Raw genomic sequence first — 26,108 nt, 5'->3', positions numbered from 1 at the left:
ATTGACATTATATGTAACATTGTTTATTTTTTCGATGGGGGGAAGAATATGAATAACGATCCATTAGTTTTTCAATTAAGTGTAGCAAAGGATAAACCCCAATCTTACCGTAAGGATAAGAAAAAAGACATTTGTCCTTTTTGTGACGTTGAACATTTAACCGATATTTATAAAAAAGAAGACGACATTATTTGGTTGCACAATAAGTTTCCAACGTTACGTGATACTGTTCAGACCGTTTTAATCGAATCAAGCGACCATAACGGCGATATAAGTACTTACACTAAGGAACACAACCGCAAATTGATGCGTTTTAGCTTGGATTGTTTTGATCAAATGAATCAAGATACCAAGTATGAATCAGTAGTCTGGTATAAAAACTACGGCCCACATTCTGGTGGTTCATTGATTCACCCGCACATGCAAATTGTTGGCTTTGAGCATGAAGATGGCTATAAGTACATTCATCCTAATAACTTTGAAGGTGAAACTCTATTTGATGAAAATGGTGTAGAAGTAAACATTGCGGAACACCCAGTACAAGGTTACACCGAGTTGAATATCAACTTGATTGACAGAAATAATGTTGACCTCTGGGCTGATTGGATTCAAAGCGGTGCAAAGTACCTGCTCAACATCATGTATAACGGTAGATGCGATTCTTATAATTTATTCTTCTATCCACGTAACGATGGCGGTATTTGTGCTAAGTTTGTAACGCGCTTTGAGGCGCCACCTTATTTTGTGGGCTATAAATTGTCCCAGGTAAATGATGAGATCACGTTGGATAAAGAAGCACACCGCTTTAGAAAATTTTTTGATGAAGGATCTAAACTAGAATAGAATAAAAAAAGCATTCTCAATCGAGAATGCTTTTTCGTTAAAATTCAGTATGAATAATGTCGTCTTCAGGACGGTGAGCTTGGATCCGGAGTACGTTCCAGTCAAAGACGTCGTCTGACTTAATCAAATTGATGGTCAATTTGCCATCTTTCATGGCAAAATCAAGTTCAGTTCTGTGCTCGATCCATTCAACGCGGTTAGGCTCTTTATCTAGCCTTCAACTACGATCTTAGCCGGAATATCCTTCAAGAAGACATATTTCTGATAATCAGCATGGCGGTTTTCTAAAATGAAACCATCACTGACAGTTAAAGGGCTAGGCTTGCCTTCGTTAAAGGCATGACCAAATTGGTGCATCCATGAATTAATGGTATCAAGCAACTTTTGGGTAGCTTCATTGAATTTACCGTCATTAACAGGGATGTTAATAATGGTAGCTTCACCATTTTTACGATTATTAACCATCGTATCAATTACGTTAACGCTGGTTAAATCGAGGCCAGCTTGCTCGTCAGCTAAAAAGATCGTGTACTTTTCGCAGGCTTCTTTAAAAGCGGCAGGATCGCTACTCATAACGGCACGGGCACCAATGTTACGTGCAGTTTTAACTAAAAAATCGGCGTCAAAGTCACTAGTTGTTTTAAAATTTAAGATAATTGCAAAATCAGGATTCATCTTTTTGTCCTCCTTGTTAATTACTAATTTAGTTTACCGTAAAGGAATAAAAATGAAAATTATTATTGCCCCAGCAAAAATTATGAAAATTGACCGTGATTCATTTCCCGTGCAATCAAAGCCGGAGTTTTTGACTAAGATCAGAATACTAGAGCATTTTTTGAAGTCACGCACGAAAGAGCAACTAGATACTTTGTGGCATGCTAGTCAAAAGGTGACGGAACAGAGCATTCTTCAATTAAAAAATATGGATTTGGATGATCGCTTAACACCAGCAATTTTAGCCTTTTCGGGCATTCAATATCAGTACATGGCACCAGACATTTTTACCCAGCCAGCGCTTGATTATATCCAAAAGAATTTGCGCATTCTTTCCGGTTTTTACGGGATGCTCAGGCCATTTGACGGTGTTTGTCCATATCGCTTGGAATTAAACACAAGATGATCGGCTTTCGTGACTACAGTCTCTACCACTTTTGGTGCGATGACATTGCTAATAGTTTGTTTAAAGAAGACGATATAGTAATCAATTTAGCCTCAAAGCAGTATATGCGCTTGATCAAGCCATATTTAAATGAAAAACGTAGAATGATAACCATTGATTTTCAAGAATTAAAAAATGGTGAATGGAAAACCGTTGGTGTCCACGCTAAGATGGCGCGCGGTGAAATGGTGCGTTTTATGGCAGAAAACCAAATAAAAAATCCCGCAGATTTGCGAGATTTTCATGATTTTGAATTTCAATTTGAGCCAGAAGTTAGTTCAGATGATCATTATATTTTTAGAACTGACTTCGATTTTAGTCAGCGCTAGAATAATGGTTTTAAAAATTGTGCGGTTAGATCAGCTGCTTCATATTTGTATTGACCAGTAAAGCTATGATCTGCATTTTCGATAGTATGCATTTCACTATTTGCGTAAACTTCGTCATACTTTTTAGCATACTTAGGATCAACGACTTGATCGTTAGTGCCAACAATGACTGATACCGGACCGGTGAAGCGCTCAGATACTTCGTAAATTGGCAAAACTTGTGCAGTTCTTAAGTAGAAGCCGCCTAATTTTTTATCGCCAAAAGGCACAGTTGCAGGAATGCGATCAGGATTGTAAGTTGCGCCTTGTGTATTGCCCTTTAATGCATCATCCTTAAGTTGAGCTGCAGGGGCCAAAAGCACAACCTTTTTGATAATGTCGGGATAAAGTCCAGCGAGCATTGAGGCAATTACGCCGCCTTGAGAATGACCTACTAAAAAGATATTGCGCACGTGTGGATCGGTACGGGCATATTCCAAAATAGCTTGACCATCGGCAATTTCGTTGCACACAGTCATATTTTCAAATTTACCGTTGCTTTCACCATGACCATTGAAGTCAAAACGTACGCTGGCTACATTTTTGTCACGTAAGTCGTCAGCAATCTGTCTTAATAGATCAGTATTTCTATTTGCAGTGAAGCCGTGCATAAGTATAGCCATGTCATAAATTTCGCCAAAAGGCTCTTCACGATCTCCTACTAAGGTGAGACCATCTCTTTCAATTATAATGCGGGACATAGATTTTCCCCTTTCTTCATGCTTTACATTTATTGTAAGCTTTTTAAGTTTAAAAACGGTAAAAATAGAGATTAAGAAATTGGAAAGATTCGCACAATGAGCGTAATATTTAGCTATTGAATACGGGAGGAACAGGTAATGGAAATTGTATTTATCCGTCATGGTCAAACAGATGTAAATAAAGATAACCGACTTCAAGGTTCAAAAATTGATGCAGAATTAAATGATTATGGCCGCGAATATGCTAAAAAGGCAGCTGAAAATTTTGATGAAAGTGAATTTGATGCTGTTTACTCGAGTCCAATGAAGAGAGCGGTAGAGACAGCTAAGATTTTTACTAAGGGCAAGAAAGAGATCAATTTAGATGATCGCTTACTTGAATTCGACTTCGGCGACTGGGACGGCATGAAGATGGATGAAATTGGCGAAAAATATCCAGATGTCGTAGATCTTTGGGGTAAGGTAAATCGTCACTATGTTAAATATTCTAAGAATGGTGAAAGCTACGAAGACTTTGATAAGCGTTGTGGCGAATTCCTAGATGAAATGTACCGCAAGTATCCTGACAAAAAGGTGTTAGTTGTAGCTCACGGTCGTTTAATTAGAATGATGGCAGCTCACTATTTGACTAATGGTGATATGGATAAAATTGATACGCCAGACAACAGCGCATTAACTAAATTTAGCGTAAGAGGCGGCATTGCACGTTTGGTATACTACAACCGTGTACTTGCTTAAGAGAGATTAAAAAATCTCTCTTTTTTTATATGTATGTATTGACAACATGTCACAATGAGTTATTATATTACATAAGTGACAATTCGTCACCGATAGGGAGAGAAAGGAGAATAACGATGGTTAAATCCACTTTTACAAATTTGCCGGCTGCTAAACGACAAAAAATCGAAGAGGTATTACGAGAGGAATTCTGTACTTACCCTTTAGCAGAAGCTAGGGTTTCACATATTGTCAAAAAAGCAGGTATTGCTCGTGGAGCATTTTATAAATATTTTGATGACTTAACAGATGCATATCTTTATATGTATCATCTGGCAATCGATAAGATTCATATGAACATGACTCCTGGCCACAAATTCGATCCGGAGTTTTTCTATGATCGTGTAGTTAAATTTATCGATAAAACAGAATATAGCCAATATGAGCCAATGATGAAACTGCATATGGCACAAAATGAGTATCTGATCCCAGATAACTTTAAGATCTACTCTAGACAAATGCTTAATATGAGCCCAGAAATCTGGAGTGCAATGGTTTTGAGCCATGAGGTAATCAACCTTTGCTTATCTGATCCTGAAAATAAAGATAAAAATTTGGCCCGCTATAAAAAGAGCTTAGAAATAATTGCGAAGGGGATGGACTAGTTGTTTTTAGCAATTAAGGAAATTAAGCATGAAAAACTACGCTATGGTTTGATTATTTTGATGATCTTTTTGATCAGTTACCTGATTTTCATGTTGTCATCATTAGCTGTGGGATTGGCTAGCGAAAATACGCAGGCAATTTATAGTTGGGATACACAAAAAGTTGTGCTGAACAAAAATTCCAATGTAATCATGACTCAATCTGTTTTAACTAAAAAAGATTTAAAGAATGCCAAGATTGGCAAAAGTGAAGCCTATGTTGGTCAACTAGGAATGGTAGTTAAACACAAGAATCGTGATACCGTTTCTGCACAATTTTTAGGTATTAAAAAAGATCAATTTATTTATAAAGAACAAAAATTGGCTTCAGGTAGAAAAGCCAAAAACAGCGATGAAGTAACCGTTGATTCAAGCTTTAAGAATAAGGGCTACAAATTGGGCGACAAGATCAAATTAAATGGCTCAAGCCAGAAATATAAGATCGTTGGTTTTGTTAATAACGCCAAGATTAATATTGCGCCAATTGTTTATGGTTCATTATCTACATGGAAAAAGATGCGCATGGCCGCTCCAAATGTAGTTACTTCAGCTATTATTTCCAAAAATGGTGATTATAAATTTAACCACCGCAATGCCAAGACTTACCCAATTAATAAATTCATCAGTAAGCTACCTGGCTACACTGCTCAAAATATGACTTTTGAATTAATGATCGGCTTCTTGTTTGTCATTTCACTCATCATTATCGCGGTCTTCTTGTACATCTTAACCATGCAAAAGATGCACAATTTTACCGTAATGTGTGCACAAGGTATTCCAAGCAAGACTTTAGTTGGTGCAACAGTTAGCCAATCAATTATTTTGGTGGCTATCGGTGTCATCATCGGTTTGATTTTAATGTGGATCACTAGTGCAGCCTTGCCAGCAACAGTTCCAATGAGTTTCACACCAACAATTATGATTAGTGGAACAGTTGGCATGCTTGTAATGGGCGTCATCGGTAGTTTGATCCCAATCAGATCTATTTTGAAAGTTGATCCAGCAAAGGCGATTGGTGAATAAAATGGCAGTAATTGAATTAAAGAATGTAAAAAAAGTCTATGGTAAGGGCAATGCACAAGTTGAGGCTTTAAAGAATATTAATTTTAAAGCGGACAAAGGTGAAGTTGTTTTGATTATGGGACCTTCAGGTGCCGGTAAAAGTACTTTTTTAACCATTGCCGGTTCACTGCAAAAGCCAACCTCAGGTGAGGTCCTAATTAACGGTGAAGATATCAGCAATTTTTCTGCGAAAAAGCGCAACGAATTACGTTTAAACAGAATCGGCTTTGTCTTGCAAGCCTACAACTTAGTTCCATTTTTGACGGTGGAAGAGCAATTCACTTTAGTTGATAAGGTGAAGAAGCAAAATAATTTATCACGAGATGAATTGAATGATTTACTCAAGCAACTTGGTATCACTGATTTAGTTAAAAAATACCCAAGTGAATTATCAGGTGGTCAACAGCAACGTGCCGCTATTGCACGAGCACTTTATGCCAATCCTGAAATTCTGCTTGCAGATGAGCCTACTGCTTCGCTTGATACGAAGAATGTAGAAGAGGTAGGACAATTGTTCAAGGATCTGGCTAAAAAGCGTGACAAGGCCGTTATGCTTGTTACACACGATCCTAGACTTGAAAAGTATGCCGATCACATCTATGAAATGATGGATGGGCAAATGACTCAGAAAAAATAGCAAAATAAAAAAGCCACTAATGTGGCTTTTTGTTTTGGATTTATAAGTTTGGATCCATCTTGAATCTAAGTGGTGAGTCACCAGTTTGTTGCGTGATCAATTTGGCAATAAGTTTCTTGTAAATATCAAGAGCAGCCTTAGCCATCTTGTCGTTAGCTTCATTAACCAGATCAGTTTGCTTAGCTGGATCAGTTTCGCTAGCTAATTTTTCGTCATATTCATGACGTAAACGCATTGTCTTTTCACGAGCTTCGGTTTGAGCTGAACTTAATTCGCTGCCGTATTTACCCCAGTTACGGTCAACCAAAACGCTAGCAAGTTTGAATACCCAGTAAGCTGAATTTGAAGAATAGCTTTCTTTACCATATTTGTACATGGTAGGAACCTTAGTGCCTTGTGGGTAAAATGGCACATAAACGCTTTGTGCACCAACGCCCATAGCCAACCAGTGAACCATCTTTTCGCCGTTTAATTCGAGCAAGTGTGATTCTTGCGTAGTAGCCACAGAGATGGGACGGTATGTCGCATTGTCCTTGTTCTTAGGATTAGTTAAATCGTAAGGCGTATTTTGATAGTGGTTGCACAATACGTCTTGAGCGTCGCGGATAGAGATTGGCTTGTCTGCTTTTTGAACAAATGGCAAATCAAAACTTTCAGGCTCTTGTGCGACTGATGGGGTTAATAATTTTTGCCCAATCCAGACACGTGGCGTGTTGTAGTGAAGGTCACTGTCGTCATGTGTACCAAAAATTTCTCTAAAGTTGAATGGACGATCTGCTGGCCATAATTTATTTTCTTTAACAAATTCTTGGATGCCTTTAGAGAACAAGAAATTCTTTGAGTCGTTAAAGTCGATCTCTTGGATGGCAAGTTGGTTAGCGATAACAGCGTATGAGTCGTCGGGGATGCGCATAGCTACCCAGTGGTGACCTGAACCAATTTCCATGTACCAAGCTTCGTCGCGATCGCCGAATAAAATGCCGTCAGCTTCTGCAGCACCGTGTTTTTCAACGATATCACCAAGATACTTAACACCTTCACGCGCAGTTTTTACGTAAGGTAAAACTACAGTAACCATTGCTTCTTCCAAGATACCTTTCTCAGTATCGAAAGGATCTGCGGCAAGCACTCTTTCATTAGCATAGGCACTTTCGGTAGCACTCATTGCGACGTGATATTCGTTGATACCGTCTTCTTCAAAAACGCCATACTTGTCAGTCCATTCTGGTGTTGAAGAATAAGAAAAGCGCTCTTCGGGTAAATCCATTTCAAATTTGTTATCCTTAGACTTGAAATGATTATTCGGAATTGCCTTATGTGCATTAAAAGCAAGGTGCTTAGGCCAGGCAGTTTTGGCGTCTTCATTACGTCCAATGACTACGCTGCCGGTCAAAGAAGCCTTCTTGCCGATTAAAATTGAAGTACATGATGAACGACCAATTGTAGTATTCATTTTTAACACTCTTTCTAAATTAATTTGTAATATAATTATAATGTAAAACGGAAGTTTTATATTATATTATATTTCATGGGAAAATGAGGTTTTGAGATGAACGATAAACCGGAAGATAAATCGATCGAATTAACTACAGATTATGCGGCTCATACGATCAATATGAAGTTCTCAGATAATCTGACGAACGATCGTGAGCGAGGTTACATTTTATCTGCTGCTTTCTTCTCCTTCTGCGCAGCACAAGGCTTAGACAAACAAGCAGTTATTGAAATGGTGTCTTCACATTATGACCAATTTACCGCAGACAATGATTCATCATTATTCAAGCGACTATAAAAAATAATGTATTTGACTTGCATTTGTTATTTTTAGGATATATGATGTTCATGAAAAGAAAAATAACAAGCGTATTGAAAAGCTCGCTGGGATAAAAATGATTGAGGTACATTAAAATGGCAAGAAAGAAAGAAATCAGTAAAGACAAAATTTTAGACACAGCTTATAAGATGGCAATTAAGGATGGTATTGAAGGCTTAACTGCTCGTAGCATTGCGAAAGCAGGTCACTTTTCAACCCAACCTTTGTATCTTGAATTCGACAACATGGAAGATCTTCGTGCTCAAGTATTGAAGAGAATCTCTGATGACTTGAGAGCTCACATCTTACAACAAAAGTACACTGGCGAACCATTAATTGATCTTGACTTGTCATATATTGATTTTGCAAAGAAGCATGTTAACTTGTTCCGTGCAATGTTTGTTGACGGCAAATTCGGTAGCAAGATCATTGCTGACACTTTAATGGACTTAGGCGTTGAAAAATTCAACGAACAATATCCTGATACTGATTATGACCAAGACAGGATCCACAACATCGTTGTAGCAAACTGGATTTCAACTACTGGTATGGCTGCACTTGTGGTTAACGAAATTGCAAGCTTTAGCCAAAACCAAATTATCAATGTGTTGAACGCTCAGATTCACGATGCTATGCTTAATGATCGTCTTAGCGAAACTCAAGAGGACTCAATGTTTGCCGCAGACGACGAAGCTTCTCTTAAGGATAACTTGGCATAACAATTCGCCAATCATTTGCGCTTTTCATCCTCCAAAAAGACATTTTCTGATTTGAAAATGTCTTTTTTCTTGTGTTATTAAAATCTATTTTCGCTTACTTTTAGAAGCATTAAGTTATAATTGGTATGAAGTTATTTTCGAAAGGTGGTTTTTATGAAGGTATTAGCTTTATCTGGCTCTAATGCCGGTAACTCATTTAACGAAAAGTTGCTCAGAGTTATCATGAAGAATTTAGACAATAAATATGATTTTGACTTTGCGACAGTTAAAGGCTTGCCAATGTTTAAAGAAGGCGTTGAAGCACCTCAAAATGTACTCGACTTGGGTAAGAAAATTGAAGATGCTGATATGGTTTTAATCGGTTCACCAGAACAACAACACTCAGTAACTAGTGCATTAAAAAGTGCTCTTGAATGGCTTTCAAGTTCTGTCCACCCCTTCCACGATAAGCCAGTAGTAATTGTTTCAACCTCACCAATGCCACAAGGTGCTGCTCGTTCACAAACTCGTTTAAAGAGTATCTTGCTGCTCCAGGCTTTAGTGCACACGTATTTAACGGTGACGAATTCATGATGGGCTTTGCACCAAAGCAATTTGATGACGAAGGACGTTTAACAGATGAAGGTACGCTTAAGTTCTTGAAGCACTTCTTTGATGAAGTTGATGAATGGTACGCACAACTTGTTAAGTAGGGGGCTTATTAAATGAAATTATTAGCAATCGTTGGTACAAATGCTCCATTTTCATATAATCGTTTTTTAGCAAAATTTATTGCTAAGCGTTATGCTGAAAAAGCCGATATTGAAGTAAGAGAAATTGATGATATCAAGCCATTCTGCAGAACTGAAGAACCAGACGAAGCTACTAAGAAGTGGATTAAAGATATCAAAAATGCAGACGGCATTATTTTGACTACACCAGAATATGACCACTCAATTCCTGCCGCATTGAAGAGTGCTCTTGAATGGTTAGGTTCACACGCTGGTCCTAACGTAATGAAGATGAAGCCAGCTGCAGTAGTTGGTACTTCATACGGTGTTCAAGGCTCAAGTCGTGCTCAAGAAGATGCACGTGAAATTTTACTTTCACCAGACATGAGCGCAAATGTTTTGCCAGGTAACGAAATTTTAATCGGTGGTGCTGCTAGAAACTTTGATAAGGAAAGCGGCGACTTGACTGATGAAGCTTCTATCAAGCAATTGGATGCGATGATGGACAACTTCGTAAATTTTGTAGCACAAGCAAATAAATAATTTTGTCAGTTGGCTAACTGAATAGTAAAATTACCGAATAGGAATACTATTCGGTTTTTTCATTAAAAAATGAATCGTAAAGAGGTGAAAAGAATGATAAACCCTAATGTTTTACCATTAGAAAAAGTCCGCAATCCGCGTGATATAGGTGGCTATGTTGGCTATCAAGGACGCAAAGTAAAAATGCATCGTTTAATTAGATCAGGGAAGATTAGTAATATCACCTCAAAAGATGAAAACTTTTTGCTTGATTATGGTCTGACTAAAATTATCGACCTGCGTTCACCACTCGAATGTCATAAGATGCCAGACAGTCAGATCCCTGGTGTAGAGCATCTGGATATTTCTATTGCCGAAGATGACAACACCAACGGTGGGAAGAAAGATTTGGACAAGGTTTTTGCGACTTACCGTAAAGACCAATACGCTGGTTTTAAAATGATGTGTGATCGCTATCGTTCACACGTTGTAAAAGAACATGCACAAAATAGCTTGCACAAGATTCTCGAAGTACTTGCTAATACTAAAGAAGGTGCTATTTTATATCACTGTTCTGAAGGAAAAGATAGAACGGGTATTGTAACGGTAATGATCTTGTATATCTTAGGCGTCGATATGGAGACGATTAGACAAGATTACCTTTACTCTAACTACATGCTCGATGGGTATCGCGCTAAACGAGACCGCATTATCCAAGAAAAGGGCGGCAACCTTTGTCTTCGTGCTAACATGCGTATCTTGGGCTCAGTAAACGATGCATTTTTGGATACATCATTAATTGCGATTGAAAAAGAATTTGGCGGGCTCGATAATTATCTAAGAGAGAAAATTGGTTTAACGCCACAATTGCGTGATGCATTGCGTGAATTATATTTGGAAGACTAGAAAAATGATTAAAGATTTAGCACTAGAACAAGTAGTTGGACATCATCATGCTTTAGGTACATCAATTACGTTGCAGATTTTTGGCACGCAAAAACGAGACCTATTGCAAAAATCATTTGAATTGATTGATCATTATGAAGATTTATTGACTGTTAATAGGGATGAATCCGAAGTAATGGACATCAACCATGCAGCGGGTGATCATCCGGTTCAAGTTTCAAGCCCAGTTTATGGCTTAGTAAAATTAGCGGTTGAAAAAAGTCGCGAGAACTTTGGCTTTAACGCTTTGATTGGACCTGTCGTTAAACTATGGCATATTGGCTTTAAGGGAGCACATGTGCCAAAAGACAGCGAAATTAAAGAAAGAATGCTTTTAACCGATCCATTCAAAGTGGTTTTAAATGATCAAGATCAAACTGCTTTCCTCAAAATGAAAGGAATGGAACTTGATTTAGGTGGTATCGCTAAAGGCTGGATTGCTGATAGAATTCGTGATTTATGGCTGGCTTATGGCGTAGAGGCCGGAATCATCAATTTAGGCGGTAATATTTTACTTGTGGGTGATTCACCTAAGAGAGCCAATGGTCAATGGGTAATTGGTATTCAAGACCCTAAGGAACCACGTGGCGATAATATTACCTCGGTAATGGTGTCACAATGTTCTGCTGTTACAAGCGGTACATATGAGCGTTATTTAGTCGTTGATGGCCATAAGTACCACCACTTGATCGATCCTAGAACAGGCTATCCTGTTGAAACGGATCTAGCTGGCGTTACAACGTTTACTAAGACTTCAGTTGAAGCAGAAATTGAATGTAAACGACTATTTTTCGCAGGTCATCCAATGAAAAATTGGCATGATGATTCAGATCGTATCGGTGCAATTTTTGTTTATAACGACGAACATGTCGAATACGATAATTTCAATAAATAAAGCCAAAACAAAAAAGAGGACTGAGCTTGCTTAGTCCTCTTTTAGTTTGGTTATCCAACCGTTTTACTAATATTAAAGATATTATTGAAGACACCGTTGGAAAGACCTGGCGTGTTGTAAATGATAAACCGTAAGAACGATGAATCAATTGTTTGTTGCATGAACCATGGATTCTGCAGTGCGTTGAACATTGACAAGACAACGTAAACGATAAAGTAGCTAGCAATTAGTGAAGCTAAAGCACCTAAAACGTTGTCTAGAATACTGCCCAAATTTGTTGCATGTGGGTTCTTGGCTGGAATCCAATTCTTGAAAATCTTCATAATCATTTTTCCAACGAAGAAAACAAGGAAGAAGGCAGCAAAACGTGCGATCATTAATTCCACGTTGTTCGTAGAATTGCTTCTAATCATTTCTCCGGTAAATTGAGTGTAAAGCCAATTGCCTAATGGGTTTTGTGCAAAAATCGCTACCATGAAGACAATTGCGGAACAAATTAGTACGATAACGTATCTCGTAAAGCCGGTTTTATAACCCGTATAAGTTTTATAAGCTAAGTAAGCTAAAACTATCAAAGTAACAATCATTTTAAAAACTCTCCTTGCGCCTAATTATACCCTATTTTTCAGGCTGCAAAACTTTGACGATTGCAATAAAATACTTCATAATTATAAAGACGATCTGTCTTTACTTATAAACGCATTTGGCGTTAAATTTAGAATGTGAAACAAGGTTCCACGGGTGAAAAATGAATCCTGAAAAATTTGTCTTAGAACTATCAAAACATAATTTTGAATTAACTGATAAACAAAAGCAGCAATTTAAACTTTATTTTAAAATGTTGATCGAAGTTAACGAACACGTTAACTTGACTAGAATCACAGAAGAAGACGAAGTATATCTTAAGCACTTTTATGATAGTATTACGCCTCTTTTTACTTTTGGCGAAGTTTTTAAAGATGGTGCAACGCTATGTGATGTTGGTGCAGGTGCCGGTTTCCCTTCGATTCCACTCAAGATTTTAAAACCAAGTCTTAAAGTAACAATTGTTGACTCTCTTCAAAAGAGACTAAATTTCTTAAAAGATTTAATCAGCGAATTAGGTTTAACCGATGTAGAGTTAGTTCATGGTCGTGCCGAAGACGTTGGTCAAAATAAGCTTTACCGTGAAAAATTCGATATTGTAACTGCTCGTGCCGTAGCTAGAATGTCAGTTTTAAGCGAATACTGCTTGCCTTTAGTTAAAAAAGGTGGCTATTTCGTTGCCCTAAAAGGTCCTAAAGCTGAAGATGAATTAGATGATGGTAAGAAGGCACTTGAAGTCTTAGGCGGCAAGCTGATCAAAGATGAAGAGCTCACTTTACCAGAAAGTGAAGAAGAGAGAACTTTAGTCTTAGTTCAAAAAGTAAAATCCACGCCGAAAAAGTATCCACGTCAAGCTGGTACGCCACGGCGCAAACCAATACATTAATTTAGGAGGAAAATTATGTCATTATTTTCTTTTATGCGTCATGATGAAGAAGTTCCTAAAAATAAGCAAATTCAAGATATTGAATTAGATAAAATTGTTCCTAACCGTTATCAACCACGTCGTGAATTTTCAGACGATTCAATCAAAGAATTAGCTGAAACGCTTGATAAGGACGGTTTGCTTCAACCAATCGTTGTGCGTGAAGATGGCGAAGACCACTATGAAATTATCGCAGGTGAACGTCGTTATCGTGCAGCTAAGAGTTTAGGCTGGGAAACTATTCCAGCAATCGTCAAGAACATGGACGACGATCAAGCTGCTTCACTTGCTTTAATTGAAAACTTGCAACGTGAAGACTTGAACCCAATCGATGAAGCTAAAGCTTACACCAATTTGATGAAATTAAATGATTTGACTCAAACTGCATTAGCTAAAGACATGGGTAAGTCACAATCTTACGTCGCAAACAAGTTGCGCTTATTGAAGCTTGACGATGATGTACAAAAGGCTTTGATCGAAGGAAAAATCACTGCTCGTCACGGCCGTGCTTTGCTTAACTTAAGCGAAGACGATCAAGAACGCGTTTTGAAGGAAATTGAAGAAAAAGGCTTAAACGTAAAGCAAACTGAAGAAATTGCTAAAGATGTAGATGCTTACTTTAACCCTAAGCCTAAAGAAACTAAGCGTGAACGTGTTGTAAAGCGTATACCTAAGGATCTTAAGGTACAAATCAATACCATTAAGAAGGCCGTTAAGTTAGCCAAGGATTCAGGTATCGTAGTCAAAGTTAAGGAAGACAAAAACCCTGATGACTACAAGATAACTATTGAATTAAAGAGAAAGTAGAAGGATGGAAAATATGGTAAATGTAATTTCGGTTGCTAACCAAAAAGGTGGCGTAGGTAAAACTACTACTACCATTAACTTAGCAGCCTCAATTGCCGACCGTGGTTATCGCGTGTTAATTGTGGACATTGACCCACAAGGTAACGCTACCTCTGGTTTAGGAATTGAAAAATCAGAGATTGACCAGGACATTTACAATGTTTTGATTGACGAAGTTCCTATTCAAGATACAATCCACCATACTTCAACTCCTAAGTTAGATATGGTTCCAGCAACTATCAATTTGTCAGGTGCTGAAACTGAACTTATCAGCATGATGGCGCGTGAAACTCGTCTTAAGTCAGCACTTGATGCAGTTAGCGATCAATATGATTTTGTCTTTATTGACTGTCCACCATCATTAGGTCAGCTTTCAATTAATGCCTTTACTGCATCAGACTCAATTTTGATTCCAGTACAAAGTGAATACTACGCTATGGAAGGTTTGAGTCAGCTTTTGAACACTATCCGTTTGGTACAAAAGCACTTCAATAAAGACCTTGGCGTTGAAGGCGTACTTTTGACTATGCTGGATGCCAGAACTAACTTGGGTGCTGAAGTTGTTAAGGAAGTTCAATCATACTTTAGCAAGAAAGTTTACAAGACAATTATTCCAAGAATTACCAAGTTGGCAGAAGCTCCAAGTTACGGTCAACCAATCACGGAATATGCTCCAAAATCACGTGGTGCGAAGGTATATGATGATTTAGCAAAAGAGGTGTTAAAAGGTCATGGCAAGAGACTCAAGAAGTAAAGAGCCGAGAAAAAAAGGCGGCTTAGGCCGTGGTATTGAAGCCCTTTTTGAAGATGAACCACAAATCGAGGAAGTTGAAGAAGTTAAAGAACTCGATTTAAGCGATATTCGTCCTAATCCATATCAGCCTAGAAAACGATTTGACGATAAGAGCTTAAAGGAATTATCTGACTCGATTAAAGAAAACGGCGTTTTTCAACCAATCATTGTTCGCAAGTCTGTTAACGGCTATGAAATCATTGCTGGTGAACGCCGCTACCGTGCTTCCAAGTTAGCTAAAAAGAAGACGATTCCAGCAATCATCCGTAAATTTGATGAAAGTCAAATGATGGAAGTTGCAGTGCTGGAAAACTTGCAGCGTGAAGATTTAACTCCACTTGAAGAAGCACAAGCTTACGAGATGCTTCAAAAGAATCTTGGTTTGACTCAAGAAGAAGTTTCCAAGCGAATGGGTAAGTCTCGTCCGTATATTGCTAACTACTTGCGTTTACTTACTTTGCCAAGTAAGACCAAGCGCTTGCTCCAACACGGTGATTTATCAATGGGACAAGCCAGAACTCTTTTGGGTTTGAAGGATAAGGATAAAATCGACGCCTTGGCTAAGCGAGTAGCTAAGGAAGGGATGCCTGTTCGCAAGGTTGAAGCTTTGGTTAGCGAAATGAATGCGAAGAAGCCACAAAAAAAGACGGTTAAAAAGTCCGCATTTATTCGCGCAAGTGAAAATCAACTTTCAAACAAATTCGGCTCAAACGTTAATATTTCTGAGACGAAGAAGGGTAAAGGACATCTTTCAATCGATTTTGCTTCTGCTGATGAATTGAATAGAATTCTTGATCTGTTAGGTGTTGATTTAGATGATTAAAGAAATTTCCTACAATTTGGCTGATACGGTTCAAATGAAGAAGCCCCATGCTTGTCAAACTAACGACTGGGAAATCTTGCGCATGGGTGCAGATATTAAATTGAAGTGCATGGGATGCGGACACATGGTAATGATGCCACGCAGCGAGTTCAATCGTAAGTTAAAAAAGGTTTTAACCAAGGCTAATGACCCGGTTAATGCAAAAAAAGAACAATATGTGCCAAAAGATCGTATCGCTCGCCCAAATTTTAGATAAAATAGACAAGTAAGAAAAATATAAAATAATAGATTTTTAGAAAAAGAGGACAACAAATGTCATTAACTGCTGGTATTGTTGGTTTGCCAAACGTTGGTAAGTCAACTTTGTTCAACGCAATTACTAAGGCTGGTGCCGAAATGGCCAACTACCCATTTGCCACCATTGAACCAAACGTCGGAATGGTTGAAGTTCCTGACGAACGTTTAGCTAGAATCCAAGAATTGATTCCTGCTAAGAAGATTGTTCACACTACTTTTGAATTTACCGATATTGCCGGTTTGGTAAAGGGTGCTTCAAAGGGTGAAGGTCTTGGTAACAAGTTCCTTGAAAACATTCGTCAAACTGATGCAATCGTTCACGTAGTACGTGCTTTCGATGACGACAACATTACTTCAGTTACTGGTAAAGTTGACCCAGAAGAAGATATCAACACTATCAACTTGGAACTTGCCATTGCTGACCTTGACGCTGTTAACAAGCGTATCGGTAAAGTAAAGAAGGTTGCTCAACAAGGCGATAAGGAAGCTAAGGCTGAAATGGCTGTACTTGAAAAGCTTAAGCCAGTCCTTGAAGAAGGTAACGCAGCTCGTTCAATCGACTTTAACAAGGATGAACAAAAGATTGTTAAGGGGCTATTCCTTTTGACTGCTAAGCCAGTTATTTACGTTGCTAACATCGCTGAAAGCTCAATGGCTGACCCAGAAAGCGACAAGTACTTCCAAATCGTTAAGAAGCACGCTGAAAAGGAACATGCTGAAGCTTTGGGTATTTCTGCATCTGCCGAAGAACAAATTGCTGGTCTTGACGGCGATGAAAAGAAGGAAATGCTTGAAATGGAAGGCGTTAAGGAACCAGGTTTGGACCGTTTGATTCGTGCCGCTTATCACATTTTAGGTCTTAGAACATTCTTCACTGCTGGTGGTCCTGAAACTCGTGCATGGACTTTCCACGAAGGTATGAAGGCTCCTCAAGTTGCTGGTATTATTCACTCAGACTTTGAACGTGGTTTCATTCGTGCCGAAGTTGTTTCATTCGACGACTTAGACAAACTTGAAACTATGCAAAAGGTTAAGGAAGCAGGTAGGCTTCGTCTTGAAGGTAAGGACTACGTGGTTCAAGACGGTGACATTATCGAATTCAGATTTAACGTCTAGGAGTAAGAATGGCTGAAAAAGAGCAAGAAAAGAATAATTCAAATATTAATGCTGAAAAGCAAGAAAAATTAAAGAAGAAGTCTGAAGTTGACGCTAAAGACGAAGAATTAAAGAATGAAGATCCCAAAGCTCTCCGTCAAAAGTTAAGCAACAAGAACCAAGATTACGTTTTCCGCTTGGAAAAAGAATTGCAACGTCAAGGTTCACTTTCACGTGAAGAAGCAGTTACAATGACTGACGGTTTGCTTAGTGAAATCGTAATTGCGCAACGTCATGGTCAACCAGCTAACGGTCTTTACATGGCTTCACCACAAATTAAGGCTGAAGAAATGCTTCACCCACATCAAAAACCAGTAGAAACTCCATTCTGGCAACGTGCTGTTGATGGTGCACTTCTCTACTTAGCGATCTTCGTTGGTTTATTTGGTGTCATTGCCTTGTTTGAAAACAATAGTAAAGCTCAAAATAATTCTCAAATGGGTATTTTGACCTTAGCCAGTGTTGGTATCTTGATGGGTGTCTTCATGGTTAAGTACAATGACTGGGTAATGCCAAAGAATGGTCAACGAATTGGTTTGCCAAAATTACTGTTAAGTGGTTTGGGAATTGCCGTCGTATTGTTTGTTTGGATCTGGATTTTATCATTACCAGCGATCCGTGTGATCAACCCAATATTACCAGGTGCTGTTGATATCGTAATTGCCGCAATTGCTTACGGTGTACGTTACTTATTTAGACAACACTACCACATCACCGGTTCTTCATTTGCTTCTCATCCACAACAACACAAGTAGCAAATAACTTGCTTCTTTAAAAAAATAAGCACATACTAAACTAGATAACTATAAAAAAGATAAATGGAATAGTCCATTTATCTTTTTTTACGAGAATGCATAAAAATAGAAGGGTGGTTTTATATGGTCAAAACATTGAGCCAATCGATTCGACAATATAAAAAATTGTCGCTGCTCTCACCAGTATTCGTTATTGGTGAAGTTATTATTGAAATGCTGATTCCATATTTAGTTGGTATTTTGATCGATAACGGAATTATGAAGGGAAACATGGCCTACATTAGTAAGCTAGGCTTGATTTTGTTTGTATTGACAATCATTTCATTAGCATTAGGTGCAAGTGCCAGTTATGTTTCTGCCCATGCAGCTGCTGGTTTCGCGGCTAACTTGCGTAAGGACATGTTCTATCACATGCAGGATTATTCATTCGAAAACATCGATCACTTTTCAAGTGCCAGTTTGGTTACGCGTTTGACAACTGACGTTAACAACGTGCAATTGGCTTACCAAATGTTGATCAGAATCGCTGTTAGAGCGCCAATGATGTTCATCGTTTCAATTATCATGTCTGTGATTATCAGTCCACGCTTGTCACTTATTTTCTTAGTATTAGGACCAATTTTTGCAATTGCCTTAGGCTTAATTATTAGATCGGCTTACCCATATTTCCCTAAGATTTTTAGAGGATATGACCGCATGAACCAAGTGGTTCGTGAAAATGTACGTGGTATTCGTGAAGTTAAGACTTACGTTCAAGAAAAGCCACAAATCGAAAAATTTGAAAAGTCATCAGGCCTTATTTACAAATTATTCGCAACTGCTCAAAAGATTATGTCTTTAAACGCTTTAGTGGTTGCAGCCGTTTTGAATATTTCAACTTTGGCAATTTGCTGGTTTGGTGCTAGAGAAATTGTTGGCGGTAGCTTACAAACTGGTCAACTTATTTCAATGTTTACGTACTCAAACTCAGTTTTATTCAGTTTGAACATTTTGGCTATGATTACCACCCAGTTGGTTATTTCAGGTGCTAGTGGTCGTCGTATCGCTTCTGTAATCACTGAAGAACCAACTATTGAAAATCCTAAGAAGCCACTTAAGCGTTTGACTAACGGTGAAGTTATTTTCGACCACGTTAGCTTTAAGTATGAACCAGCTGATAAAACTGATGCTCTTGATGATATCAACTTGCGGATCCATCCAGGTGAAACAATTGGGATCATCGGTGAAACGGGTTCATCTAAATCAACCTTGGTTTCAATGATTCCACGTCTTTATGATGTAACGTCTGGTGCCGTTCGCGTTGCGGGACATAACGTTAAGTCATACGACTTAAAGACCTTGCGTGACAACGTTGCGATGGTCTTACAAAAGAACGTTTTGTTCACCGGTACGGTTAAGGACAACTTGAAGTGGGGTAACGAAAACGCCACTGACGAACAAGTTGTTGCGGCGGCTAAGATTGCGCATGCTGATGGCTTTATCCGTGAAATGCCAGATGGCTACGACACAATGATCGAACAAGGCGGTAACAACGTTTCAGGTGGGCAAAAGCAAAGAATTACTATTGCCAGAGCCTTGTTAAAGAACCCTAAGATTTTGATCTTGGATGATTCAACCTCAGCTGTTGATACTAGCACGGAACGTGAAATTAGAACGTCACTTGCTAAAGACATGCCAGATACGACCAAGATCATCATTCTCAGAGAATTGTCTCAATTAAAGACGCCGATCGGATCATCGTTATGAACCACGGTAAGATTCAAGATATTGGAACGCATGAAGAATTGATGAAGACTAACGAGCTTTACAGTTCAATCGCTAAGTTCCAAGAAGAACAAGGAAAGTAGGTGAGCAATTTGGATAAAGCTTTAGAAAATAAAGATCAAGCTAATGGTCACAGAATGAAAACTTTGGGCCGCTTGCTTAAGCTGATTGCGAAGACTAGTCCGTGGATGCTCATCATTTCCATGATTACGATTGTCTTGGCAGCAGCCAGCAACGTTATCGGTTCACTCTTTATTGAGCGTTTGATTAACAACTACATTGTTCCATTAACTAGAGAAAAGGTGCCAAACTATGGTCCATTGGAAACGGCCATTGCGGTAATGTTTGGTATTTATGCTATTGGTTTTCTTTCCAACTACCTCTTTAACATGTTAATGGGTGTCTTAGCTCAAAAAGTACAATATCGTGTTCGTAACGAAATGTTTACGCACATGGAGAGTTTGCCAATTTCATACTTTGACCAAAATGAATTTGGTGATATCATGTCGCGTTACACCAACGATATTGATACCTTGATGCAGATGATTTCACAATCAATCCCACAATTTACTAACTCAGCCTTGAGTTTGCTATTCGTTGTATGTGCGATGTTTAGTTTGAGTTGGCAATTAACACTCTTCTCATTCATCATCTTTGCGTTGTCAATCGGGATTGTTCGTTACCTTACTGCTAGATCAGGTCACTACTTCCAAATTCAACAAAAGAAGCTTGGTCAAATTAACGGTTATAACGAAGAAATGCTTAATGGTTTGAAGGTTATCAAGGTCTTCAGCCACGAACCAGAATCAAAAGCTGGTTTTGACAAGTACAACGAAGAATTACGTCAAGCTTCAGGTAGAGCTAACACTTACGCAACTGTTCTTTTCCCAATCATGGGTAACATTGGTAACTTGCTTTACGTATTGATTGCCTTTATTGGTGGTGCTGTTGCGATTAACCGTTGGGCTCCACTTTCACTTGGTGCTATTGGTTCATTCTTGCAATTATCAAGACAGTTCAGTATGCCTATTGCCCAAATTTCACAACAATTGAACTCAATCGTTATTGCCTTGGCTGGTGCCGAAAGAATCTTCAATTTGGAAGATCAAGCTTCAGAACCAGATGATGGTACAGTTACTATTTCTAAAGGTGACGAAGTCGGCAGTAACTGGAATTGGAATGTCCCACAAAAAGATGGCTCAATTAAAAAGGTTCCAGTTCGCGGTCATATTGTCTTTGATCACGTTAACTTCAGTTATGTGCCAGAACACCAAATTTTGCACGACATTTCAATTGATGCTAAGCCAGGTATGAAAGTAGCTTTAGTTGGTGAAACTGGTGCTGGTAAGACCACCATTTCAAACATGCTTAACCGTTTCTATGAAATTGATTCAGGCACGATTACTTATGATGGTATTCCAATCAAGAATATTAAAAAGGACGACTTGCGTCAGTCATTATCAATCGTTTTGCAGGAAACACACCTGTTTACTGGTACGATTATGGATAATATTCGCTTCGGTAATCCAGAAGCTAGCGATGATGATGTCTACCAAGCGGCCAAGTTGTCTCACGCCGATGAATTTATCCATGACCTTGATCATGGCTACCAAACTGTGATTGATGGTGATGGCGGTGATTTGTCACAAGGACAAATGCAGCTGCTCAGTATTGCCCGGGCAATGATTGCCGATGAGCCGGTAATGATCTTGGATGAAGCTACATCAAGCATCGATACTAGAACTGAAAAGATGGTTCAAGCTGGTATGGATAACTTGCTTGCTGGACGTACAAGTTTCGTTATTGCCCACCGTTTATCAACTATTGTTAACTCAGATTTGATCTTGGTTCTTGATCATGGTCATATCATTGAACGTGGTAATCACGAGGAACTTTTGAAGCAGAAGGGCTACTACTATGAGCTCTACACTGGTAAGAAAGAGATCCAATAATAAGCTAAATAAATTAGAACTTGGAATTTCCAGGTTCTTTTTTTATGAAAAAATAAAGAAAGCCTTGTTCTTAGGCGTTTTGCTTTAAAATTGAGTAAAATAGTCGTAAGGTTTGATAAACTGTATATAGAATAAACAAGAGAGATAAAATAATTAAGAACGAGAAGGGGGAAGTTTCCTCGTGAAAATTTTAGTTGTTGATGATGATAAAGAAATCGTTGAACTTTTAAGCATATATTTGAAAAACGAAGGCTATGAACCTATTGCGGCATACAGCGGCAAGGAAGCCATTACTAAATTAACTACTACACCAGACATTGCATTAATGATCTTAGACGTGATGATGCCTAACATGTCCGGAATCGAAGTAATTAAGGAAGTTAGAAAAGATTCAGATATTCCAATTATCATTGTTTCTGCTAAGACTGGCGATATGGATAAGATTCAAGGTTTGATCACTGGTGCCGACGATTACGTATCTAAGCCATTTAACCCACTTGAAGTTATGGCTAGAGTACGTTCACTTTTACGTCGTAGTCAAAAGCAAGTTAAGGATGAAAAGCCAGATATCTTGGAAGTTGGCCCACTTGTAATCAACCGTGATTCTCATGAAGTAAAGACAATTGATGACAAGGCTATCCAATTGACAGCTTTGGAATTCGGTATTCTTTACCTTTTGGCTAGTCACCCTAACCGCGTATTTTCTGCCGATGAAATCTTTGAACGTGTTTGGCAACAAGAATCAATCGTTTCTGCTAAGACCGTTATGGTGCACGTATCACACCTTCGTGACAAGATTCAAAAGGCAACTGGCGGTGAAGATGTTATTCAAACTGTTTGGGGCGTAGGATACAAAGTCGAGGCGTAGTAGTTAATGAAAAAGGAACGCGTCAAGTTAACTGGCGCTGAAAAGAGCGAATTATTTGCAGAAGGAGTCGTAACGGTCATCCTTCTGCTTTTGTTAAATCTATCAATAATTATTTTGATCCACCTAGCTATTTTGCAGGATGAGAGCTTGGTTAATGGCATCTACTTTTTGAAAAAGACGATGACCTTCGCAGGTGGTTATCATTTATGGTCATGGCAAAATATTTTCATCATTTTGATGGGAATCGGTGATTTGGTCGTTTTGTATTGGCGTTTAATCAGAAGATATCACCAAATGCAGCTGCGTCACGTAATTTTGGAGCTGCATTATATTGCCAATGGCCACTTTGATCACCGAATTAACTTTAGAGTACTTCCTGAATTGCAGCGTGTAGTTGATTCAATTAACTCCTTGGTTGACAGTACCGTGCATTCCATCAATGAGGAACGGGCAATTGAGCAATCTAAGGATGAACTGATTACCAACGTTTCGCACGATATTAGAACGCCACTGACTTCAATTATTGGTTACTTGGGTCTGTTAAAAAATGGAGTTACTTCACCTGAAGACCAACAAAAATATATTAATATTGCGTACACTAAGGCAGAACAAATGAAGTCACTGGCCAATGATTTGTTTGAATATTCAACATTAAAATCAACTAATACGAAGCTGAATTTGGCCAGATTACATATTTATTCAATGCTGGAACAGGTCGCTGCAGGGTTTGAACTTGAAGCTGAGAAAAAAGGTATTGAAATTGAAATCGAAGCCAGACCTAAGGACTTAACAATACAGCTGATGCCGAAAAATTAGTGCGAGTATATAACAATTTAATTTCTAATGCATTCAAGTATGGTACGGGAGCTACCAAGATTAAGTTGGTTGCTAATTTAGTCAATAAGCGCGAAGTGAAATTGCGGGTTGAAAATAATGGTGAGCCAATTCCTAAAGAATCACAGAGCAAGATTTTCGAGCGTTTCTACCGTGTCGAAACTTCCCGTAATACAAAAACTGGTGGTACTGGATTGGGACTTTCAATTACCAAGAGTGTAGTTGATTTGCACCATGGTACAATTCGTTGCCAATCAGATAAAAACTGGACCAGTTTTATAATTCGCTTGCCACTTGATCCTAAGAAAGCGCCAAGTAAGCACTAGCTGTGTTATAATTTTGACTGAATGTATTAGTACAACGAGGAGAAAATGATGAGTATTTCTTTAAATACCTGTATATTAATTTTAAAAGAGCACCACTTGCTCAAATCAAGCGCAGTTCAAGACACTGTAGCTACTAAGATGGATTACGTTTCTTACGACTCACGTGATATCCAAACTAACACACTATTTTTCTGCAAGGGTGCAGGCTTTAGACCAACTTATTTATCAATGGCTAAAGATAATGGTGCTATTTGTTACGTTGCTGAACAACCTTATCCTGAAGGCAAAGGTATGCACGCGTTAATCGTTCGTGATGTATCAAAGGCAATGGCATTGCTCTCAGCCGCATTCTTCCGTTTCCCACAAGATGATTTATACGTTGTAGCCTTCACTGGTACTAAGGGTAAGACTACTTCCGCATACTTCTTGAAGGGGATGCTTGACCAAGCTAACGGCGGCAAGACTGCTTTAATTTCTTCAGTTAATGACGTTGTTGGTCCTAAGCCAGAAGACAGCTTCAAGTCAAGTTTGACCACGCCAGAAAGTTTGGACTTGTTCCGTGACATGCGTACTGCCGTAGATAACGGTATGACTCACTTGGTAATGGAAGTATCTAGCCAAGCTTACAAGAAGAACCGCGTCTTTGGTTTAACTTATGACTTAGGCTTCTTCTTGAACATCAGTCCAGACCACATTGGACCAAACGAACACCCTAACTTTGCAGACTACTTACACTGCAAGCTTCAATTAATGGTTAACTCACGTAAATGTATTATCAATGCGGAAACCGCCCACTTTGATGAAATTTACGCAGCAGCTACAACCACTACTAACCCAGACAGCATCTACTTGTTTGCTAGAGAAGACTTCGAAAATCCAGATTTGAAGGTGCCAATCGACTTTAGATTTGCTTCACAAGAATTGGATATGAAGGAAACTCGCTTCAAGCTTTACTGCGCAAGTGATAAGGCTAAGAAGTTACCTATCAACGGTGATTACACTTTGAAGATGTTAGGTGACTTCAACGAATCAAACGGTACTGCCGCAATTATCGGTGCTGGTCTTGCCGGCCTTAACCATGATCAATGTGCTAAGGGTATCCGCGACGTGACTATCCCAGGTCGTATGCAAACTGAAAGAACTAAGAGTCACGGTATGGTTGTTGTTGACTACGCTCACAACAAGGCTTCAATGATGGCTTTGATGAGCTTTATGCAAAATGAATTCGACAACCCTAAAATTATCGTTGTTGTAGGTGCTCCTGGTGACAAGGGCGTTTCACGTCGTCCGGGTTTCAGTGAAAGTTTGACTGCATATGCAAACAAGGCATTTTTGACCACTGACGACCCAGGCTTTGAAGATCCTAAGTCAATTGCTGAAGAAATCGATTCAGGCATTGACCACTCTAAGTGTGATGTTACTATCGAATTAGACCGTAAGAAGCTATCCACGATGCTATTGCAATGGCTGGCCCAGATGACGTTGTTTTAATCTGCGGTAAGGGTGCAGATGCCTTCCAAAAGATTCGTGGTATAAACACTCCATACCCATCTGATATCGTTGTTGCTCAAAATGTAATCAATGAATTAGAAGGTCAAAAAGAACACTTTAGAAAATAAGAGTTGATACGATGAAGCACTTTTTTAGTATTATTGGTGGCATGGGTACTATTGCCACTGAAAGTTATGTGCGTTTAATTAACCATCGCGTTAAGATTGCACGTGATCAAGACTATTTAAATTATATTTTGGTCAATGATGCACAAGTTCCTGATAGAACTGCCTACATCAAGGATCACAGTAAACCTAACTTCTTTTATGATTTAAAAGATGACGTAGAAGGACAAGACAAATTAGGTACGGACTTTTACGTCATGCCATGCAATACGGCCCACTACTTCTATGATGATCTTGCTGCATTGACTGATCGACCATTCTTGCATATGATGCGTATTGCCGTTCATAATTTTGTTGATAATTATCCTAATGAAGAAAAAATTGGTTTAATTGCAACTGAAGGTTCTATTTACGATCATTTATACGCTGACGAAATTAAGAAAGTTGGTCGTAAAGTTGAAGTGGGTGGACCAGAAATTCAACCGATGGTTAATGAACTGATCTATTCTGATATCAAAGAAAAAGGCATTGTGGATCATGATTTGTACCACAAGATTTTGAAGACAATGCATGATAAATATGGTTGTAATGTAATTTTATTGGGATGCACCGAGTTGTCACTAGCTCAAGAAAAAGCACCTGACCATCCTTACAACGTAATTGATCCACAATCAATTATTGCAGATGTTTCAATTGAATTAGCCCTTAAGATTCGTAATGGAATGGATCCTAAAGAAGCTTGCGCAAAATACATGTATAAGTAAGCAAAAGAGT

General features: G+C 38.6%; 23 protein-coding genes and 6 pseudogenes. 25 read left to right on the top strand and 4 right to left on the bottom strand.

Annotated elements, in window-relative coordinates:
- Positions 1-48: 48 nt before the first annotated feature.
- Positions 49-843, top strand: a complete 795-nt coding sequence (locus tag JCM1039_RS00480; protein WP_025014192.1) for a DUF4931 domain-containing protein — start codon at positions 49-51, stop codon at positions 841-843.
- Between the two features lie 37 nt (positions 844-880).
- On the opposite strand, the pseudogene JCM1039_RS10095 reads toward JCM1039_RS00480, so the two are convergent.
- Positions 881-1,518: pseudogene (locus JCM1039_RS10095) on the bottom strand (hypothetical protein).
- 52 nt (positions 1,519-1,570) lie between these two features.
- Here JCM1039_RS10095 and yaaA point away from each other — a divergent pair.
- Positions 1,571-2,331: pseudogene (yaaA, locus tag JCM1039_RS10090) on the top strand (peroxide stress protein YaaA).
- On the opposite strand, the gene JCM1039_RS00465 reads toward yaaA, so the two are convergent.
- Positions 2,328-3,071 (bottom strand): alpha/beta hydrolase, encoded by a 744-nt coding sequence (locus JCM1039_RS00465; protein ID WP_025014191.1) that lies wholly within the window; start codon positions 3,069-3,071, stop codon positions 2,328-2,330. The pseudogene yaaA and the gene JCM1039_RS00465 overlap by 4 nt on opposite strands.
- A 138-nt stretch (positions 3,072-3,209) precedes the next feature.
- Between JCM1039_RS00465 and JCM1039_RS00460 the strand changes: the two genes are divergently transcribed.
- From JCM1039_RS00460 to JCM1039_RS00445, 4 genes are all read left to right on the top strand, one after another.
- On the top strand, positions 3,210-3,809 hold the full coding sequence (locus JCM1039_RS00460; protein ID WP_025014190.1) for a histidine phosphatase family protein: 600 nt from the start codon (positions 3,210-3,212) through the stop codon (positions 3,807-3,809).
- Between the two features lie 116 nt (positions 3,810-3,925).
- The gene (locus JCM1039_RS00455) at positions 3,926-4,453 is read left to right on the top strand and encodes a TetR/AcrR family transcriptional regulator (RefSeq protein ID WP_025014189.1); all 528 of its coding nucleotides are present in this window, start codon (positions 3,926-3,928) and stop codon (positions 4,451-4,453) included.
- The gene (locus JCM1039_RS00450; RefSeq protein WP_025014188.1) at positions 4,454-5,515 is read left to right on the top strand and encodes an ABC transporter permease; all 1,062 of its coding nucleotides are present in this window, start codon (positions 4,454-4,456) and stop codon (positions 5,513-5,515) included. It abuts the gene before it with no gap.
- A 1-nt stretch (position 5,516) separates the two neighbouring features.
- Positions 5,517-6,191 (top strand): ABC transporter ATP-binding protein, encoded by a 675-nt coding sequence (locus JCM1039_RS00445; RefSeq protein ID WP_025014187.1) that lies wholly within the window; start codon positions 5,517-5,519, stop codon positions 6,189-6,191.
- Positions 6,192-6,231: 40 nt separating this feature from the next.
- On the opposite strand, the gene JCM1039_RS00440 is transcribed toward JCM1039_RS00445, so the two are convergent.
- Entirely contained in the window at positions 6,232-7,644 is a 1,413-nt protein-coding gene (locus JCM1039_RS00440; protein ID WP_025014186.1) for a C69 family dipeptidase, read from the bottom strand.
- Positions 7,645-7,740: 96 nt separating this feature from the next.
- On the opposite strand from JCM1039_RS00440, the gene JCM1039_RS00435 reads away from it, so the two are divergent.
- The 6 genes and pseudogenes from JCM1039_RS00435 (at position 7,741) to JCM1039_RS00410 (ending at position 11,795) form a co-directional block, all read left to right on the top strand.
- Positions 7,741-7,983: a hypothetical protein gene (locus JCM1039_RS00435; protein ID WP_025014185.1), complete on the top strand. Its 243-nt coding sequence runs from the start codon at positions 7,741-7,743 to the stop codon at positions 7,981-7,983.
- Positions 7,984-8,099: 116 nt separating this feature from the next.
- Complete coding sequence (locus JCM1039_RS00430; protein WP_025014184.1) at positions 8,100-8,723, top strand: TetR/AcrR family transcriptional regulator; 624 nt, start codon at positions 8,100-8,102, stop codon at positions 8,721-8,723.
- 153 nt (positions 8,724-8,876) lie between these two features.
- Positions 8,877-9,415 (top strand): annotated as a pseudogene (locus JCM1039_RS10085) (NADPH-dependent FMN reductase).
- A 12-nt stretch (positions 9,416-9,427) separates the two neighbouring features.
- The gene (locus JCM1039_RS00420) at positions 9,428-9,976 is read left to right on the top strand and encodes an NADPH-dependent FMN reductase (RefSeq protein ID WP_013438688.1); all 549 of its coding nucleotides are present in this window, start codon (positions 9,428-9,430) and stop codon (positions 9,974-9,976) included.
- A gap of 93 nt (positions 9,977-10,069) precedes the next feature.
- A complete protein-coding gene (locus JCM1039_RS00415) occupies positions 10,070-10,861 on the top strand; it encodes a tyrosine-protein phosphatase (RefSeq protein ID WP_025014183.1) in 792 nt (263 codons plus the stop codon).
- Between the two features lie 4 nt (positions 10,862-10,865).
- Complete coding sequence (locus JCM1039_RS00410) at positions 10,866-11,795, top strand: FAD:protein FMN transferase (protein WP_025014182.1); 930 nt, start codon at positions 10,866-10,868, stop codon at positions 11,793-11,795.
- Positions 11,796-11,845: 50 nt separating this feature from the next.
- Here the strand turns inward: JCM1039_RS00410 and JCM1039_RS00405 are convergent, their stop codons facing one another.
- Positions 11,846-12,382 carry a CvpA family protein gene (locus JCM1039_RS00405; RefSeq protein WP_025014181.1) on the bottom strand — a complete coding sequence of 179 codons (537 nt, stop codon included), beginning with the start codon at positions 12,380-12,382 and terminating at the stop codon, positions 11,846-11,848.
- A 161-nt stretch (positions 12,383-12,543) separates the two neighbouring features.
- Between JCM1039_RS00405 and rsmG the strand changes: the two genes are divergently transcribed.
- The 13 genes and pseudogenes from rsmG to JCM1039_RS00340 all read left to right on the top strand — a co-directional run bounded on the left by rsmG (position 12,544) and on the right by JCM1039_RS00340 (position 26,098).
- On the top strand, positions 12,544-13,266 hold the full coding sequence (gene rsmG, locus JCM1039_RS00400; RefSeq protein ID WP_025014180.1) for a 16S rRNA (guanine(527)-N(7))-methyltransferase RsmG: 723 nt from the start codon (positions 12,544-12,546) through the stop codon (positions 13,264-13,266).
- Between the two features lie 15 nt (positions 13,267-13,281).
- Complete coding sequence (noc, locus tag JCM1039_RS00395; RefSeq protein ID WP_025014179.1) at positions 13,282-14,112, top strand: nucleoid occlusion protein; 831 nt, start codon at positions 13,282-13,284, stop codon at positions 14,110-14,112.
- Positions 14,113-14,125: 13 nt separating this feature from the next.
- A complete protein-coding gene (locus JCM1039_RS00390) occupies positions 14,126-14,905 on the top strand; it encodes a ParA family protein (protein ID WP_025014178.1) in 780 nt (259 codons plus the stop codon).
- A complete protein-coding gene (locus tag JCM1039_RS00385; RefSeq protein ID WP_025014177.1) occupies positions 14,883-15,767 on the top strand; it encodes a ParB/RepB/Spo0J family partition protein in 885 nt (294 codons plus the stop codon). Before JCM1039_RS00390 ends, JCM1039_RS00385 begins: the two co-directional genes overlap by 23 nt.
- Positions 15,760-16,023: a DUF951 domain-containing protein gene (locus tag JCM1039_RS00380; protein WP_025014176.1), complete on the top strand. Its 264-nt coding sequence runs from the start codon at positions 15,760-15,762 to the stop codon at positions 16,021-16,023. The genes JCM1039_RS00385 and JCM1039_RS00380 overlap by 8 nt, the downstream gene beginning before the upstream one ends.
- 56 nt (positions 16,024-16,079) lie before the next feature.
- Entirely contained in the window at positions 16,080-17,180 is a 1,101-nt protein-coding gene (ychF, locus tag JCM1039_RS00375; RefSeq protein WP_025014175.1) for a redox-regulated ATPase YchF, read from the top strand.
- Positions 17,181-17,188: 8 nt separating this feature from the next.
- Positions 17,189-17,974 (top strand): DUF1129 domain-containing protein, encoded by a 786-nt coding sequence (locus tag JCM1039_RS00370; RefSeq protein ID WP_025014174.1) that lies wholly within the window; start codon positions 17,189-17,191, stop codon positions 17,972-17,974.
- Positions 17,975-18,097: 123 nt separating this feature from the next.
- Positions 18,098-19,821 (top strand): annotated as a pseudogene (locus JCM1039_RS10080) (ABC transporter ATP-binding protein).
- Positions 19,822-19,875: 54 nt separating this feature from the next.
- The gene (locus JCM1039_RS00360) at positions 19,876-21,690 is read left to right on the top strand and encodes an ABC transporter ATP-binding protein (RefSeq protein ID WP_155831080.1); all 1,815 of its coding nucleotides are present in this window, start codon (positions 19,876-19,878) and stop codon (positions 21,688-21,690) included.
- A gap of 181 nt (positions 21,691-21,871) precedes the next feature.
- Entirely contained in the window at positions 21,872-22,558 is a 687-nt protein-coding gene (gene croR / locus JCM1039_RS00355; protein WP_025014172.1) for a response regulator transcription factor CroR, read from the top strand.
- A 6-nt stretch (positions 22,559-22,564) separates the two neighbouring features.
- A pseudogene (locus JCM1039_RS10075) lies at positions 22,565-23,718 on the top strand (sensor histidine kinase).
- 48 nt (positions 23,719-23,766) lie between these two features.
- Positions 23,767-25,337, top strand: a pseudogene (locus JCM1039_RS10070) (UDP-N-acetylmuramoyl-L-alanyl-D-glutamate--2,6-diaminopimelate ligase).
- Positions 25,338-25,348: 11 nt separating this feature from the next.
- On the top strand, positions 25,349-26,098 hold the full coding sequence (locus tag JCM1039_RS00340; RefSeq protein WP_025014171.1) for an aspartate/glutamate racemase family protein: 750 nt from the start codon (positions 25,349-25,351) through the stop codon (positions 26,096-26,098).
- The last annotated feature ends 10 nt before the right edge of the window (positions 26,099-26,108 follow it).

This window comes from Lactobacillus kitasatonis DSM 16761 = JCM 1039, assembly GCF_000615285.1.
GTDB classification, from domain to species: domain Bacteria; phylum Bacillota; class Bacilli; order Lactobacillales; family Lactobacillaceae; genus Lactobacillus; species Lactobacillus kitasatonis.
Note: the sequence above shows the minus strand (reverse complement) of the source record. Positions and strands in the feature narration are given on the sequence as shown.

Coding starts and splice junctions, on each gene's coding strand:
- JCM1039_RS00480 (WP_025014192.1), top strand. CDS start 49: ATGAATAACGATCCATTAGTTTTTCAATTAAGTGTAGCAAAGGATAAA.
- JCM1039_RS00465 (WP_025014191.1), bottom strand. CDS start 3,071: ATGTCCCGCATTATAATTGAAAGAGATGGTCTCACCTTAGTAGGAGAT.
- JCM1039_RS00460 (WP_025014190.1), top strand. CDS start 3,210: ATGGAAATTGTATTTATCCGTCATGGTCAAACAGATGTAAATAAAGAT.
- JCM1039_RS00455 (WP_025014189.1), top strand. CDS start 3,926: ATGGTTAAATCCACTTTTACAAATTTGCCGGCTGCTAAACGACAAAAA.
- JCM1039_RS00445 (WP_025014187.1), top strand. CDS start 5,517: ATGGCAGTAATTGAATTAAAGAATGTAAAAAAAGTCTATGGTAAGGGC.
- JCM1039_RS00440 (WP_025014186.1), bottom strand. CDS start 7,644: ATGAATACTACAATTGGTCGTTCATCATGTACTTCAATTTTAATCGGC.
- JCM1039_RS00435 (WP_025014185.1), top strand. CDS start 7,741: ATGAACGATAAACCGGAAGATAAATCGATCGAATTAACTACAGATTAT.
- JCM1039_RS00430 (WP_025014184.1), top strand. CDS start 8,100: ATGGCAAGAAAGAAAGAAATCAGTAAAGACAAAATTTTAGACACAGCT.
- JCM1039_RS00420 (WP_013438688.1), top strand. CDS start 9,428: ATGAAATTATTAGCAATCGTTGGTACAAATGCTCCATTTTCATATAAT.
- JCM1039_RS00415 (WP_025014183.1), top strand. CDS start 10,070: ATGATAAACCCTAATGTTTTACCATTAGAAAAAGTCCGCAATCCGCGT.
- JCM1039_RS00410 (WP_025014182.1), top strand. CDS start 10,866: ATGATTAAAGATTTAGCACTAGAACAAGTAGTTGGACATCATCATGCT.
- JCM1039_RS00405 (WP_025014181.1), bottom strand. CDS start 12,382: ATGATTGTTACTTTGATAGTTTTAGCTTACTTAGCTTATAAAACTTAT.
- rsmG (WP_025014180.1), top strand. CDS start 12,544: ATGAATCCTGAAAAATTTGTCTTAGAACTATCAAAACATAATTTTGAA.
- noc (WP_025014179.1), top strand. CDS start 13,282: ATGTCATTATTTTCTTTTATGCGTCATGATGAAGAAGTTCCTAAAAAT.
- JCM1039_RS00390 (WP_025014178.1), top strand. CDS start 14,126: ATGGTAAATGTAATTTCGGTTGCTAACCAAAAAGGTGGCGTAGGTAAA.
- JCM1039_RS00385 (WP_025014177.1), top strand. CDS start 14,883: ATGGCAAGAGACTCAAGAAGTAAAGAGCCGAGAAAAAAAGGCGGCTTA.
- JCM1039_RS00380 (WP_025014176.1), top strand. CDS start 15,760: ATGATTAAAGAAATTTCCTACAATTTGGCTGATACGGTTCAAATGAAG.
- ychF (WP_025014175.1), top strand. CDS start 16,080: ATGTCATTAACTGCTGGTATTGTTGGTTTGCCAAACGTTGGTAAGTCA.
- JCM1039_RS00370 (WP_025014174.1), top strand. CDS start 17,189: ATGGCTGAAAAAGAGCAAGAAAAGAATAATTCAAATATTAATGCTGAA.
- JCM1039_RS00360 (WP_155831080.1), top strand. CDS start 19,876: ATGAAAACTTTGGGCCGCTTGCTTAAGCTGATTGCGAAGACTAGTCCG.
- JCM1039_RS00340 (WP_025014171.1), top strand. CDS start 25,349: ATGAAGCACTTTTTTAGTATTATTGGTGGCATGGGTACTATTGCCACT.